Source organism: Pseudomonas sp. Marseille-P9899 (assembly GCF_903166565.1).
Taxonomy (GTDB): domain Bacteria; phylum Pseudomonadota; class Gammaproteobacteria; order Pseudomonadales; family Pseudomonadaceae; genus Aquipseudomonas; species Aquipseudomonas huaxiensis.
In genome coordinates this window covers 48379-63508 of the sequence record NZ_CAESCG010000011.1, presented here as the reverse complement: position 1 = coordinate 63508, position 15130 = coordinate 48379, and the positions used below count along the sequence as shown (strand labels likewise).

The window sequence follows — 15130 nt, the reverse complement described above, 5'->3', positions numbered from 1 at the left end:
CGCTCACTTCCGATCTCGCCCAGCAGGCCCGCCGTTCATCATGTCATCGTCTTCCTTCAGCCATTCGTTGCGTCGTCTGTGGGCCCTGGACAAATTCAGCTACAGCATCCGGGTATTGATCGCCCTTACCGGCAGCATGGCGCTGTGCTGGTACCAGGACCAGATGACGCTGCTGATCCCGCTGTTTCTCGGCATTATCGCCAGCGCTCTGGCTGAGACCGACGACAGTTGGCAGGGCCGCCTCAACGCCCTGGCCGTTACCCTGGTGTGTTTCACCATCGCCGCGCTGGCGGTGGAACTGCTATTCCCCTACCCGTGGCTTTTCGTCTGCGCGATGGCGTTGGCGGCGTTCGGCCTGACCATGCTCGGCGCCCTCGGCGAACGCTACGGGGCGATCGCCCAGGCCACGCTGATTCTCTCGGTCTACACGATGATCGGCGTCGACCAGCGCGGTGGCGAGGTCGCCGATTTCTGGCATGAACCGCTCCTGCTGGTGGCCGGCGCGGGCTGGTACGGGCTGCTCTCGGTGCTGTGGCAGGCGCTGTTCTCCAACCAGCCGGTGCAGCAGAGCCTGGCGCGGCTGTTCCGCGAACTGGGCATCTACCTCAAGCTCAAGGCGACCCTGTTCGAGCCGATCCGCGGCCTCGACGTCGAAGCCCGGCGCCTGGAACTGGCGCAGCAGAACGGCAAGGTGGTGGCGGCGCTGAACAGCGCCAAGGAAATCATCCTGCACCGCGTCGGCAACGGCCGGCCCAGCTCGAAGGTCAGCCGCTACCTGAAGCTGTATTTCCTCGCTCAGGATATCCACGAACGCGCCAGTTCCTCGCACTACCCGTACAACGCGCTGACCGAAGCGTTTTTCCACAGCGACGTGCTGTTCCGCTGCCAGCGCCTGCTGCGCCAGCAGGGCAAGGCCTGCGAGCGGCTGTCGGCGTCGATCCAGTTGCGCCAGCCGTTCGTCTACGACATCGGTTTCGCCGAAGCGCTGGAAGACCTGCACGCCTCGCTGGAACATCTGCGCATCCAGAGCAACCCGGCCTGGCGTGGCCTGCTGCGTTCATTGCGGGCGCTGGCGGCCAACCTGGCGACCCTCGACCGTCTGCTCAGCGACGCCAGCAACCCGGACAGCCTGGCCGACAACAGCGACCCGAGCCTGCTCGACCGCTCGCCGCGCAACCTGGCGGATGTGTGGAACCGCCTGCGCCAGCAACTGACGCCGACCTCGCTGATCTTCCGCCACGCACTGCGCCTGCCGCTGGCGCTGTCGATCGGCTACGGCATGGTGCACCTGATCCACCCGACCCAGGGTTACTGGATCATCCTCACCACGCTGTTCGTCTGCCAGCCCAACTATGGCGCCACACGGCGCAAACTGGTGCAGCGGATCATCGGCACCGCCATCGGCCTGACGGTCGGCTGGGCGCTGTTCGACCTGTTCCCCAACGCCGTCATCCAGTCACTGTTCGCGGTGGCTGCCGGGGTGGTGTTCTTCGTCAACCGCACCACCCGCTACACCCTCGCCACGGCGGCGATCACCCTGATGGTGCTGTTCTGCTTCAACCAGATCGGCGACGGTTATGGCCTGTTCCTGCCGCGCCTGTTCGATACCCTGGTGGGCAGCCTGATTGCCATTCTCGCGGTGTTCCTGTTCCTGCCGGACTGGCAGGGACGACGGTTGAACAAAGTGCTGGCCAACACCCTGACTTGCAACAGCACTTACCTGCGCCAGATCATGCGCCAGTACGCCGAAGGCAAGCGCGACGACCTCGCCTACCGCCTGGCCCGACGCAATGCCCACAACGCCGACGCGGCGCTGTCTACCACCCTGGCCAACATGTTGATGGAGCCCGGACATTTCCGTAAGGAAGCGGACGTCGGCTTCCGCTTTCTGGTGCTGTCCCACACCTTGCTCAGCTACCTCTCGGCCCTCGGCGCGCACCGCGACAGCACGCTGCCCGCCGAAGCCCGCGAACAGTTGCTCGATAGCGCCGGAGCGAAACTGGCCGAGAGCCTCGACGAAATCGCCAGCGGCCTGACCAGCAAGACCCCGGTGGCAATCCACAGCGACAACGAGGAAGCCCTGGCCACCGAGCTGGAGCAGATGCCTGAGGAAATGGACGAGAACCTGCGGACCGTGCAGACCCAACTGGCGCTGATCGCCCGTCACCTCGGCCCGCTGCGCACCCTCGCCGCGCACCTGATCAAGGGGACGCCTGAGTGAAGGCGTGCTCCTTGAGGATCCGTGCGTAACTGCCGTCGGCTTTCATCGCGCTGATCGCCCGGTCGAAGCCGCTGACGATCTGCTGGTGCTGGGGGTTTTTCAGGCTGACCAGGATGTGCAGGCTGTTCTCGCTGACCGGTTCGCCGAAAAACTCCAACTGATCGCGCACCGTGTCGCGCGCGCGCATCAGAAACCAGTTGGCAACGTACTCGTCCTCCACGGCCAGGCTGACCCTGCCCGCAGCGAGCATGCCGATCGCCACCGGAAAGCTGCGCACCGGGACTTTCTGCAAACGCCGGTCGGCATCGAATTCAGCGGAATAGGCGTAATCGCGAACCACCGCAATCGAATGGGGATAAATGTCGGAGAGGCGTTCGAACTGGATGGCGTCGGCCTTGCGCTTGAGCAGGCGGATCCGGTTGTTCAGGTAGCCGTCGGAGAACTGCCCTATATGGGTGCGTGACTCGTTGTACCAGGCATTCACCAGCACGTCGTAGCGACCGTCGCCAATGCCCATCAATGCCCGCGCCCAGGGCACCTGCTCGAAGTCACTGGCAAAACCCGCGCGTTCGAGCGCCGTCTTGACCAAAGCGGTGGCTAGACCGCCCTGCGCCATGCTGGCATCGGTGAAAGGTGGCCAGGCATCGGCAACCAGACGGAGTTTTTCGGCATGCGCCGGGGTAACTGACAACATTCCAAGCAAACACAAGACTCGGAGCAAGGGTCGCATGCTCAAATCCTATAGCGGAGCTTCCGCGCTGTGGTTTGACCGCTTGAGCGTTTCAGTGCCAACAAATCCAGGTTGCGACGGCCAGATTACACAAACAGCCGTCCGGGTGGCAGAAGCAAATGATAGCTATATGCCTCTATTCCTGCCGGTCTTGCGGACACTTTGACACACGACAAAAAATGTCAGCACCGTTGTGGCTGGTTATCATCGGCGCATCCAACCAGAGAGAACCGTCATGCCCATCGACTGGATTTGCAAACATCACGCCGACCTTGGCAAAGAACAGCTCTACGCCGTGATGCAGTTGCGCAACGAAGTGTTCGTGGTCGAGCAGAAATGCGCCTACCAGGACCTCGATGGCCAGGACCTGAGCGGCGACACCTGCCACTTGATGGCCTGGCAGGACAATCAGCTGGTGGCTTATCTGCGCTTGCTCGATCCGACGTCCCAGGGTGGTGACGTGGTGATCGGCCGGGTGCTCATCGCCGAGGCGGGCCGCGGCCAGGGGCTGGGCCACGAATTGATGGTGCAGGGCCTCAAGCACGCGCAGGAAAACTGGCCGGACGTGCCGGTTTATCTTTCGGCCCAGGCGCATCTGCAGGGGTACTACAGCAAGCACGGCTTCGAAGTAGCGGGCGAGGAATACGTGGAGGACGGCATTCCGCATATCGGGATGCGGCGGTCCTGAGGCACTGAATCGTTGGGCATTCACCCGCGATTACGTTCCTGCGAATAGCCGCAAACGTAGGGATGGCGGCGCTCATGGCGCCGTCCTCGATTCCAGGTCCATATCAGCTGGCCATTCAACCTTGGGCGCCAGAAGCATGGCGATGTTGCACCACAGCACATCATTGTGGTCCCACGGCGGGCCGGGCGGCGGCAGTGCGTCGGGGCCTTGCTGCATGTAGGTGCAAACGTAGGCCCAGGCGTGCGCGTCAGCGCCCATGGCGGTCAGCGGGAAGCGGTCGATGACTTGGTTGGTGCCTGGCTTGACGATGGAGAGTTCAACACCGCATTGGAAAATTATCCCGCCCTGGGCAGTGGCGTGACGTCTGCTCCAGCGTTCGGCGCGGACCTGGGACCAGTCGTAGGCTACCGGCATTACCTGCCAGCGTTCGAAGGGGTTCCACCAGCGGTAATTGAAGTTGTAGGCATAGAGGCGTTGGCGGGCGCGGTTGAAACGAAGGGGTAAGTCTCTGGGTGGCGAGACATCGAACTTCCAGAAACACAGGGTGGACCAAACTCCAATCGGCATGATGGAGATGAATATAACCCACTCTTCAAAGCTGAGATCACGCCACTCTGATAGAAAAAGCCAAGACAAAATGGCAAGGGAAATAATTGAACTTGGTACGAACCAGATCACCACGCCCCTGACTAGAGCCGACGCACGCGGTAGCTCCAGAAAGACTTCATCCTGATGGTTGGGCGTATCGAACCCAAGCGCCGGGATTAATACTGGCGGCTCGTCGGGACCGGGCAAGTCCTCTTTCCAGCCGGGACAAGGCGGAACGATTTGAGGCCTTTTCATTCGGAGCCCCACCCCTTCCATTCGTCAATCTTGTCTTCCTTCGCGATCAGCTGGGCTACACCCGCGACGTCGAGCGCGATGGCGTGAACATCGAGAGTCCCGAAATCCATCGACATAGTGCTCATGGCGCCGTCCTCGATTCCAGGTCCATGTCGGCAGGCCATTCGACCTTGGGCGCCAGAAGCATAGCGATGTTGCACCACAGCACATCGTTGTGATCCCACGGCGGGCCGGGCGGCGGCAGTGCGTCGGGGCCTTGTTGCATGTAGGTGCAAACGTAGGCCCAGGCGTGCGCGTCGGCGCCCATGGCGGTCAGGGGGAAGCGGTCAATGACTTCGTTCGTGCCTGGCTTGACGATGGAGAGGTCAACACCGCATTGGGAGATGATCCCGCCTTGGGCCGTTGCGTGACGTCTGCTCCAGCGTTCTGCGCGTACGTGGGACCAGTCGTAGGCCACGGGCACTACCTGCCAGCGTTCAAAAGGGTTCCACCAGCGGTACTTGAAGTTGTAGGCGTAGAGGTGCTGGCGGGCTCGGTTGAAGCGAAGTGGGAAGTCCCGCGGGGGAGCTACATCGAACTTCACACAGAGCCAGAGAGACCAAACCGACACAGACATGCCAAAGATCAACATGATCCACTCTTCGAGTTGCAATACACGCCAATCTGACAAGAAAATCCAAAACAATACGAGTATGTGGATGCTCATGACCGGTGCGAAAAAGATCACTACTCCCCTGATAAGTGCCGACGCACGCGGCAGTTCCAGAAAAACCTCATCCTGATGGTTAGGCGTATTGAACCCAAGCGCTGGAACTACTACTGGCAACTCGTCGGGACCGGGCAAGTCCTCTTTCCAGCCGGGACATGGGGGTATGAGGTTAGGTCTTTTCATACAGAGCCCCACCCCTTCCATTCGCCAATCTTGTCTTCCTTCACGATCAGCCGGGCCACACCTGCTTCATCACTCTTGTCGGGCCAGTAAGAAACCTTTAGCTGAAGGGCGTGAACTTCAAGATTCCCAAAAAAACTGATGAGGCCGCTGATTTCGAGCGTTCCAGACTCGGCATCGTGGCTAATCAAGGGCGCCGTCGTTTCAGGGTGGTAACCCGGCCACTTCCACGAAGCCGGGGGCGGCAACGCTCCATTCATGCCACCGGTACGGCCACTTGCGATGGTCTCTCCCGAGCTTTGACCAGGCCGATACACCTGCAACGCCCACTCGTAGCGCGATGCGTCGACACCGTATCCTGGCAGAACAATTTTGTAGTCCAGAAAGAGTCCAGCAGGAACTGCATCGCCAATGGGAAGTCCGCCACTGTGATCGGCCTTCACTTTCATCGCAGCGTCTGCGGTCAAACCCAGCAATACCGCATTCAAGACACCAATCGCCGTGTCCATGTCCTTCGAGGTCGTCCAGCGTCGGTGTTCTTGCGGTATGCCCCAGAGGGAATGGCGAGCCCACAATTCCAGGGACTCTGACTCTAGCCTTTTAGCCCAAGCCGCAAACCCATACGCGGCGAGGCCTAGCAGCAAGGCGATCCCGAGTGGAGCGAGTGCTAATGCTGCCGGAGCCAAGGAGCCCAAAACCCCGGCTATCGCTGAGCCTGCTGCCATAGCGGACGCTACCCTATAAGCAGTTCTTGCCGTTCTATCGCCAGCTTCGTATGCCCGAATCGCCGCCAACGCATACTGCACCCCCTCCACCACACTCGCCAACGCCACAATCGCCCCGCCGAACTGCACGATCCGAATCCCAAGTCCGATCTTCTGCACCTCGCCCGCCGCCCGAACCACCTCGATAGTCAGATCTGGCCGCAAAATATGAACAGCCATCCCGACAGCTTCCACACCCGCGCCCATCACCCCGACCGATGCTGACATGACCGCGGCCGCCGCCTCGGCATCGCCATCTCCCACTGTATTGAGCATGTTTTCGTAACTTCTGCGCAGTGCATCCTGCTGAAACCACAGGCTTCCCAACGCCAGCCCCATACCGATTCCCCCGGGCACCGCAGCTTTTCCGGCGTTACGCATGCTGCGCATCGAATCCCGCGCCAGCAGGAGGGCGACGTCGGCATTGAGGCTCATGTGCCGCGCAAGGTCATCCATGCTGCCCTTGAGGGCGGTCGTGCCAATGCTGACGTTGCGCAGGGCATCGCCGACGCCGTCGCCAAGACCGACCCGCAGTTTGTCCAGGCGGGCCTGCAAGGCTTCGGCACTCTCCAGCGTCCAGACCTTGACCTCGATGAGCACCGCATGGCTGCTGGCCAGGGCCGGGGTAAAGCTCTTGCCCAGCAGCATGGCGCGCACCTTGTGCTCGGCTGGCTTGCGGAACTGCTGGTCGAGTTGCGCGATGACGCGCTCGGTTCCTTCGTACAGCACCTCGTTGAGCAGCGTGAGGTACTCGCCCACCTTGAGGGAAATGGTGATCTGCGTGATGTGCACACCGGAGAAGCGCAGCATGGCTTCCCTGTGCAGATGCCCCACCAGCGCCTTGGCGTGCTTCGATAGCTGGTTAACGAGGGCGTAGCTGGCAGTGGCGCCAGCCGCGAGCAACTCGCCGATCGCGGTCTGCACGGGTTCGACCATGAGCTGTTGGCCCTGGTCGGTGCCGATTAAGGTCTTGATGCTGTGGTAGACGCGGGTCCGCTCGTCGGCGAGCAGCTCATCGGTCAGTTGTTCGAGCAGGCTTTTGTCCTTGGCCATCAAGGCTTGGTAGAACAGGCTGTTGCGGTTCTCGAGCTCTTTCTGCCAGAGACGTCCGCTGGGACCAAGCGTGCCATCTGCGCTGCGCTCGGTCGGCCCGCCTGCCAGGCATGTCCGCGTCATGAGGATATAAGCCTTCACCGACTCAGTGGTGGTAACGCTGTAGTCGTTGAGAGCCGCCAGTTGGAAGGCCGCGCCGTGGTAGTGACTGGCATACGGCTCAGCGACGTCGTCGATGATGCTTTGCCAGGCTGCCAATGTCTTGTTGTAGCGGTCCTCGAAGTCCTCGCGTTTTTTTTCGTCGTAGCGGTCCCCTAGCCGTTCGAGGGCATCGGCCTGTTCTGCGGCGATCCTGCGCGTCTTCTCGGTCTCAAGGTCGAGGGTCGGCAATGTGTTTCTAACGCCGAGAACGCTATCGTTCCACTTGCCGCGCTGCTCGACGGTCTCCTCGGCATCCTTGATCGCCCGTTCTTCCGCCCTCTGGACTTGCACCTTACGGATACCAAGCAGCGCTTGGGAGGTGAAATATTTGAAGCTCCGCGTCGGCTCGGCACGCCATTTCTGCATGGCCTGGTAGCGCAACAGGCGCTGGGCGTTGAGCTCCTGGACCATGCCAATCGGGTCGGGCAACACCAGGGCCAGCACACCGTTGGCCAGCTTGTGCTCCTCAGTCACCGCACGGACATGGCCTGCCAGGGCGCGCAGTCGGTGATTGCGCGGGTAGAAGCCGTGCACGCTCTGGAAATCGCCCGCCATGGGCTGGGCGTATTCGAGCACCTGATGCATCTGCAGGTCGGCTTCGGTCATGGCGATACCGATGCTGGCAGGGTCGTTGCGGGCGGTCTTGAGGTCGAGTTTGTAGAAGCGGTCCTCCAGCGCCATGCCATCGACCACGCCACCGCGCAGGTAGCTATTCAGCACACTCTCGGGCCAGGGGTCGTTGGCGAGCGCCAGCCAGGCGGTGGAGTATTTTTCGGTTTTGATGTTGATGAACGACGCGGGAATATCGTGATCCTGTTGAATACAGATTTCGCACAAGGACCGGGGCTCTTCGCGAGGGACCTGATAGGGCCGAAACTGACGCAGCGCGCCCTCGGGGGAGATCTCGTAGGCCTGCCACTCCCTATTGTCGAGCAGCACATAGAGATAGCCGCTACGCAGGGTGCGCGGCTGGTCGGCCCGCAAGCGTACGGCCTTGACTTCGGAGCCGCGGCTCAGCGGCAGCGCCTGGGTGTACCAGGGCTCCGGGGCATAGGCAGCACGCAGGGGCAGGATGGGCAGGCCGCTACGCTGACAGGTGCTGCAGATGCCGGTGGGGACCGGGCACGCTTCGTTGATAGCGATATCGGCGGCGACGCTGAAGCTGAAAGTCATGAGTAATCCTCCGCGCGAGGCAGGTCAGCCGCGGAGCTGGACTCGACGAGTCCGGATGCATTACTGGTGATGAAGCGCAAACAGGATTGGACGGGCATGCAGTGCTCCCTGCAACTGCGCACCCCGCACCAGATTCAGGGCAAGGCCGCATGAGAAAGGTAACCACCGGGGTGCCGGGCCATACGCTTGCTGGCCCTGACCCTGGAGGATTCCATGGAAGAAATTCCGCAGAATCCTGCATGCGCGATCAGTGACCGGGATATAGGAAAAATCCTAAGAAAGGCAGTGAAATCACCTGGATTTCAGAAAACCAACTGACCACGTGTTGATCGAATGAAATAGTCAGCGCTCGAGCGCTTGAGCGCGCTATTGCTGAAAAGCCCGCTACAGGGATCTGCGGCGAGCCAGAAAGCAGGTCAATCAGGGATACCCCAGAACCTCGCGAATCCCCCGCAGGTTCTGAATGATCCACCCCTTGTCGATCGCGCCCCAATCATGAATCCGGTAATGCCCGGCATGGTTGCGCGCCCCCGCTTCCTGCTCGAACTCACAAACGATATCCAGATCGGCCAGCGCGGCGATGGTGTCCTGCGCGGTGCGGCGGGGCATGCCGGTGGCGGCCATCAGCGCCGGGACGCTGCTGGCGGTCTGGCTGTCGATCAGCCAGGCAACGTACAGACGACGGTAGAAACTGCTCTTGGTCTTGCTTACGTCCATGCAAAGGGTCCTTTGACTCACTGATCGCCCGGCAACTCGCGCCAGGTCAGGTAAACGCGCAGGTCGAACTCCAGTTGATGGTAGCCCGGCTGCATGTATTCACAGAGTTTGTAGAAAGCCTTGTTGTGGTCGGCTTCCTTGAAGTGCGCCAGTTCGTGCACCACGATCATGCGCAGGAACTCCGGCGCCGCCTCCTTGAACAGCGAAGCGATGCGGATCTCTTTCTTCGCCTTGAGCTTGCCGCCCTGTACCCGCGAAACCGCCGTGTGCAGGCCGAGCGCACGGTGGGTCAGGTCGAGGCGGTTGTCGAACAGTACTTTGTCGAGGCTTGGCGCGTTTCGCAGGTGTTCCTGCTTGAGGTTCTGCGCGTAGCTGTACAGCGCCTTGTCACTCTGCACGTCATGCCGGGCCGGATAGCGCTTTTGCAGGTAGTCGCCCAACTGGCCACGGGCGATCAACTGGCGCACCTGATCTTGCAGGGCGGGCGGGTAGGCTTGCAGGTACTTGAGGGTGTTCATGGCTGCTGCGGGTGAAAGGGGAAAGGCCGCAGTGTACCCAACTACTGCCCTTGCCAGTCAAAAAAGGCCGGGAAGCGCCCGGCTTCCGCCGCGGTGATCGGCCGTGCCACGAGGAAGCCCTGGACGTACTCGCAGCCGTGTTCGCGTAACCATTGCGCCTGCTCCGGGGTTTCCACGCCCTCGGCAATCACGCTGATGCAGTACTGCTGGCAGAGGTCGATGACGCAGCGCACCAGCGCCGCGTCGACGTCGGAATCGGGCAGGCGTGCCACCAGGTGGCGGTCGAGCTTGAGCGTATCGATCGGCAGGTCGCGCAGCAGGCGCAGCGAACAATCGCCGGCGCCGAAATCATCCAGCGCCACACGCACGCCCAACTCGCGCAGTTTGCGCAGCTGGCGCAACGCGGCGTCGAGGTTGTCGGTCAGCGAGGTCTCGGCGATTTCCACTTCCAGCTGGCTCGGTTTCAAGCCTTCGCGTGCGATGACCTGCGACAGCTCTTCGATCAGATTGGGCATGCCGAACTGCACGCGACTGAGGCTGATGCCCAGGGTCAGGTCGTCAGGGAAATGCCCGCACCAGGCTCGCCGCTGCTCGGCGCCCTGGCAGTAGATCCAGGACGCCAGGCGGTTGATCAACCGCGCTTCTTCCAGCAACGGCAGGAACAGCCCCGGCGGCACATCGTCGACACTCGGATGGCGCCAGCGCAGCAGCGCCTCGAAGCCGCGCAGGCGACCGTCGGAGAACGCCACCTGCGGCTGGAACACCAGGGTGAAATCCTGGTTATCCACCGCCGCGCGAACGCTGTCTTCCAGCATCAGCCGCGAACGGGCGCGGCCGTTAAGGTCTTCGTCGTAGTAACGGTACTGCTGGCGCCCGGCCTGCTTGGCCGCGTACATCGCCGTATCGGCAGCGCGCAGCAGCCCGTCGAGGTTGGCGCCGCAGTCGGGGTAAATGGCGATGCCGATACTGACCCCGAGCATCACTTCCAGGCCGTCGATCTGCTGACGGATCGACATGCGCTCGATGCACTTCTCGGCAAAGCGCGCCGCCTGTTCGGGGTAGTCGAGATCGTCGAGCAAGGCGGTGAATTCATCGCCGCCCATCCGCGCCAGGATGCCGTGGCCGCCCAGGCAGTCTTTCAATTGCTCGGCGACCCAGTGCAGCACCTGATCGCCGGTTTCGTGGCCAAGGGAATCGTTGACCCGCTTGAAGCCGTCGAGGTCCAGGTACATCAGGGCATGGTGCTTGTCCGAATGTTCGCTGCGTACCAGCGCACTTTCCGCGGCCTGATAGAAACCACGGCGATTGAGCAAGCCAGTGAGCGGATCGGTGACCGCCTGATGCTCCAATTGCTGGTGCAGGCTGCGCACCACCGACATGTCCAGCACCGTCACCACCATCGCGCGTTGCTCACCGGGCAAGGCAGCGCAGGACAGCGCCACCGGCAGCGCCTGGCCATTGCTGGTGCGCAGCACGGCGTCATGCAGGCGGAAAATATCCCGTTCCAGGTATGCCTGATAAAACGCCGACTCGCGCCATTGCGCCGCCGTCGGCGACAGCACGAAGTCCAGCAGGCCGGCGCCCTGCAACTGGTCGACCGACGCGAGCAGCAAGCGGGAAATGGCCGGGTTGGCGAAGCGAATGGTGCCGTCCTCGGCCACCACCAAAATGCCTTCGGCGGCGTTTTCCAGCACCGAGGCGTTGAAGGCACGGGCCGCTTCCAGGTCGCGGGTCAGCCGTTGCAAGGCGCGACGGTTGCGCTGCTGGTCGAGCAGGGCCTGCACCTTGGGCTTGAGAATTTGCGGGTCGAAGGGTTTGAACAGGTAATCCACGGCGCCGCTGGCGTAGCCCTTGAGCACCGCCGCCTGGGTCTGTTCGTTGGCGGTCAGGAAGATGATTGGTGTCAGCCGGGTACGCTGGCTTCCGCGCATCAGGCGGGCCACTTCAAAACCGTCCATGCCCGGCATCTGCACATCCAGCAGAACCAGGTCGACTTCATGTTCAAGCAAGGTACTCAGGGCTTCGATCCCCGAGCTGGCAGTCAAGACTTGCCAATCCTGACGTGCAAGCAAGGCACGCATGCTGGTCAGGTTTTCCGGATAGTCATCAACGACCAGTAGAACCGAGCCGACTTCTTGGGTCGGAATTTGAGCGCATTCCATGCTGCTTCTCTCTGGCAACTACGTCATCTTTCGGATGAAATCTGCGAATGTGACTCTAGACCCGAGTTTTCCAAATCTAAAGCTGGCAACTGGCCAACAGGTGTTTTAACGATAGTTCGCCGACTAACGGTCTTCCTGAGTGATCAACAGGCATAAAAAAACCCGCATCGCTGCGGGTTTTTTTGGTTTGCGCGCGTATCAGTTGACCTTCGCGGCCAGCTCGCCTTTGGCGTAACGCAGGAACATGTCGTCCAGGGAGATCGGCTTGATCTTCGAGGCGTTGCCCGCGGTGCCGAACGCTTCGTAGCGGTCGATGCAGATGTCGCGCATGGCTTCGACAGTCTTGGCGAAGTATTTGCGCGGGTCGAACTCGGCCGGGTTCTGCGCCAGGAAGCGACGGATCGCGCCGGTGGAGGCCAGACGCAGGTCGGTGTCGATGTTTACCTTACGCACGCCGTACTTGATGCCTTCGACGATTTCTTCGACCGGCACGCCGTAGGTTTCTTTGATGTCACCACCGAACTCGTTGATGATCGCCAGCCAGTCCTGTGGAACCGAGGACGAGCCGTGCATCACCAGGTGAGTGTTAGGGATGCGCTTGTGGATTTCCTTGATGCGGTCGATCGCCAGGATGTCGCCGGTAGGCGGCTTGGTGAACTTGTAGGCGCCGTGGCTGGTGCCGATGGCGATGGCCAGGGCATCGACCTGGGTTTTCTTGACGAAGTCAGCGGCTTCTTCCGGATCGGTCAGCATCTGGCTGTGATCCAGGATGCCTTCAGCGCCGACGCCATCTTCTTCACCGGCCTGACCGGTTTCCAGGCTGCCCAGGCAACCCAGCTCACCTTCCACGGAAACGCCGCAGGCGTGGGCGAATGCCACGGTCTGTTGGGTGACGCGGACGTTGTATTCGTAGTCGGACGGGGTTTTGCCGTCGGCTTTCAGCGAGCCGTCCATCATCACCGAGCTGAAGCCCAGTTGGATGGAGCGCTGGCAGACGTCAGGGCTGGTGCCGTGGTCCTGGTGCATGCACACCGGGATGTGCGGGAATTCTTCGATCGCCGCCAGGATCAGGTGGCGCAGGAACGGCGCGCCGGCGTATTTGCGGGCACCGGCCGAGGCCTGGACAATCACCGGAGAGTCGGTCTTGTCAGCGGCTTCCATGATGGCGCGCATCTGTTCCAGGTTGTTGACGTTGAAAGCTGGAACGCCGTAACCGAACTCGGCGGCGTGGTCCAGCATCTGGCGCATGCTAATGAGTGCCATTGTGTATCTCTCTCCCGACAAGCGTCGTTTTTCGTGCAAACCTGCCGCAGCGGCGGTTGCTGTTCAAGTTGTGTGGGCCAGTATCAGCCGGCCCGGCCAGTCACGGTGCCTTGCAGCCCCGCCCTATCAAATCGTTGGTCGCAACCCAGTACACCAGGCCCTCATCGCCCTTGGTGTGCAAGGCCAGCACGCCATCGCTGTACAACGCTCCGGATCCGGCCGGCTCAGGCTTGAGCCGGTAGACCTGATCGCCGCCGCCAAGGCGTACGTCCATCTCCTGGTTGCCGGCGCCTGCCGCACGCCAGAGCACTTCGGCCTTGCTGTCGCAGACCCAGCGGGTCCAGTTGTCGGCCGGGGCCGCCGCCGGTGCGGGCGTGAAGCTGGCGCATCCTGCGAGTGTTGCCAGGGCCATCGAGGCCAGAACACCTTTCATCCACTTCCTCCAGCAGACCACAAACCTGGCGACAGGTTGTCGCGAGCCGATCAAGGGCATCCCTTGGCCCGGCGCTGATGTTCGTCGTCGTATTTTTCCAGGCCATCGGGACCGAGCCGTTTATTGATGACCGGCGCGGTCTCCGCCTGCCATTCGGACTGGTAGCAGCCACCCTTTTCCGCGGCGGGCCGATCGGGAGCGGAGTCGGGCGTACTGGAGCAGGCGCTCAGCACGACGCTCATGACCATCAAGGACAAGCGCTTGATCATCTGTTCGCTCCCTTTGCCTGGCACCGGGCGACTCAGGCCTTGGCCCGCTGTTCCAGAACCTCGACCGCCGGCAGGACCTTGCCCTCGACGAATTCGAGGAACGCACCGCCACCGGTAGAAATGTAGGAGATATCAGCCGCGACGCCATATTTGTCGATGGCCGCCAGGGTGTCGCCACCACCGGCGATGGAGAAGGCACTGCTTTGCGCGATCGCTTTGGCCAGGGTCTTGGTGCCGTTGCCGAACTGGTCGAACTCGAACACGCCGACCGGGCCGTTCCACAGCACGGTTTTCGACGATTTCAGCAGCTCGGCGAATTGCTCGGCGGTTTTCGGGCCGATGTCCAGGATCATGTCGTCGTCGGCAACGTCGGCGACCGATTTGACGGTGGCTTCAGCGTCTTCGGCGAAGGCCTTGGCAACCACCACGTCGACCGGCAGCGGCACGTTGACCTTGGCGGCGATGGCCTTGGCGGTCTCGACCAGATCAGGCTCGTACAGTGATTTGCCGACCTTGTGACCGGCCGCGGCGAGGAAGGTGTTGGCGATACCGCCACCGACGATCAGCAGGTCGCAGATCTGGCTCAGGCTGTTCAGCACGTCCAGCTTGGTGGATACCTTGGAGCCGGCAACGATGGCGGCCATCGGTTTGGCCGGCGCTTTCAGGGCCTTGCCCAGGGCGTCCAGCTCGGCGGCCAGCAGCGGGCCAGCAGCGGCGACCTTGGCGAACTTGGCCACGCCATGGGTCGAACCTTCAGCGCGGTGAGCGGTGCCGAAGGCATCCATGACGAACACGTCGCACAGCGCGGCGTACTTCTGCGCCAGCTCGTCGGCGTTCTTTTTCTCGCCTTTGTTGAAGCGCACGTTCTCGAACAGCACGATGTCACCGGCCTTCACCTCGACACCGTCCAGGTAGTCGGCGACCAGCGGCACGTCGCGGCCCAGGGCCTTGCTCAGGTAGTCGGCAACCGGCTTGAGGCTGTTCTCGGCCGAGAACTCGCCTTCGGTCGGACGGCCAAGGTGCGAGCAGACCATCACCGCCGCGCCCTTCTCCAGGGCCAGCTTGATGGTCGGCAGCGAAGCAAGGATGCGCGCATCGCTGGCAACCACACCGTCCTTCACAGGGACGTTGAGGTCTTCGCGGATCAGTACGCGCTTACCTTGCAGATCGAGGTCGGTCATCTTCAAAACGGTCATGAATGCAGTC

General features: G+C 61.9%; 14 protein-coding genes. 2 read left to right on the top strand and 12 right to left on the bottom strand.

Annotated elements, in window-relative coordinates; genetic code table 11:
* The first annotated feature begins 40 nt into the window (after positions 1–40).
* Positions 41–2221, top strand: a complete 2181-nt coding sequence (gene yccS / locus HWV67_RS30385) for a YccS family putative transporter (RefSeq protein WP_175653900.1) — start codon at positions 41–43, stop codon at positions 2219–2221.
* Here yccS and HWV67_RS30380 read toward each other — a convergent pair.
* Complete coding sequence (locus HWV67_RS30380) at positions 2202–2951, bottom strand: substrate-binding periplasmic protein (protein ID WP_110971414.1); 750 nt, start codon at positions 2949–2951, stop codon at positions 2202–2204. The two genes, yccS and HWV67_RS30380, sit on opposite strands and share 20 nt — an antisense overlap.
* Positions 2952–3186: 235 nt before the next feature.
* Here HWV67_RS30380 and HWV67_RS30375 point away from each other — a divergent pair, with 235 nt between their 5' ends.
* Positions 3187–3639, top strand: coding sequence for a GNAT family N-acetyltransferase (locus HWV67_RS30375; protein ID WP_175653899.1), 453 nt, complete (start codon positions 3187–3189; stop codon positions 3637–3639).
* Positions 3640–3711: 72 nt separating this feature from the next.
* Here the strand turns inward: HWV67_RS30375 and HWV67_RS30370 are convergent, their stop codons facing one another.
* The 11 genes from HWV67_RS30370 to HWV67_RS30325 form a co-directional block, all read right to left on the bottom strand.
* Positions 3712–4434, bottom strand: a complete 723-nt coding sequence (locus tag HWV67_RS30370) for a DUF6708 domain-containing protein (protein ID WP_256680242.1) — start codon at positions 4432–4434, stop codon at positions 3712–3714.
* A 44-nt stretch (positions 4435–4478) separates the two neighbouring features.
* Positions 4479–4607: a hypothetical protein gene (locus tag HWV67_RS31860; RefSeq protein ID WP_256680241.1), complete on the bottom strand. Its 129-nt coding sequence runs from the start codon at positions 4605–4607 to the stop codon at positions 4479–4481.
* On the bottom strand, positions 4604–5326 hold the full coding sequence (locus tag HWV67_RS31855) for a DUF6708 domain-containing protein (RefSeq protein ID WP_256680240.1): 723 nt from the start codon (positions 5324–5326) through the stop codon (positions 4604–4606). The genes HWV67_RS31860 and HWV67_RS31855 overlap by 4 nt, the downstream gene beginning before the upstream one ends.
* Positions 5327–5370: 44 nt before the next feature.
* On the bottom strand, positions 5371–8562 hold the full coding sequence (locus HWV67_RS30360) for a T6SS effector BTH_I2691 family protein (protein ID WP_175653898.1): 3192 nt from the start codon (positions 8560–8562) through the stop codon (positions 5371–5373).
* Between the two features lie 420 nt (positions 8563–8982).
* Complete coding sequence (locus HWV67_RS30355) at positions 8983–9279, bottom strand: winged helix-turn-helix domain-containing protein (protein ID WP_175653897.1); 297 nt, start codon at positions 9277–9279, stop codon at positions 8983–8985.
* A gap of 17 nt (positions 9280–9296) precedes the next feature.
* The gene (locus HWV67_RS30350; protein ID WP_175653896.1) at positions 9297–9797 is read right to left on the bottom strand and encodes a M48 metallopeptidase family protein; all 501 of its coding nucleotides are present in this window, start codon (positions 9795–9797) and stop codon (positions 9297–9299) included.
* 41 nt (positions 9798–9838) lie between these two features.
* Positions 9839–11959 carry a putative bifunctional diguanylate cyclase/phosphodiesterase gene (locus HWV67_RS30345; protein ID WP_175653895.1) on the bottom strand — a complete coding sequence of 707 codons (2121 nt, stop codon included), beginning with the start codon at positions 11957–11959 and terminating at the stop codon, positions 9839–9841.
* Between the two features lie 198 nt (positions 11960–12157).
* A complete protein-coding gene (gene fba / locus HWV67_RS30340; protein WP_095155888.1) occupies positions 12158–13222 on the bottom strand; it encodes a class II fructose-bisphosphate aldolase in 1065 nt (354 codons plus the stop codon).
* A gap of 100 nt (positions 13223–13322) precedes the next feature.
* Entirely contained in the window at positions 13323–13655 is a 333-nt protein-coding gene (locus tag HWV67_RS30335) for an MliC family protein (protein WP_175653894.1), read from the bottom strand.
* A gap of 50 nt (positions 13656–13705) precedes the next feature.
* Positions 13706–13924: a hypothetical protein gene (locus HWV67_RS30330; RefSeq protein ID WP_095155886.1), complete on the bottom strand. Its 219-nt coding sequence runs from the start codon at positions 13922–13924 to the stop codon at positions 13706–13708.
* A 32-nt stretch (positions 13925–13956) separates the two neighbouring features.
* Positions 13957–15120, bottom strand: coding sequence for a phosphoglycerate kinase (locus HWV67_RS30325; protein WP_095155885.1), 1164 nt, complete (start codon positions 15118–15120; stop codon positions 13957–13959).
* Positions 15121–15130: the final 10 nt, after the last annotated feature.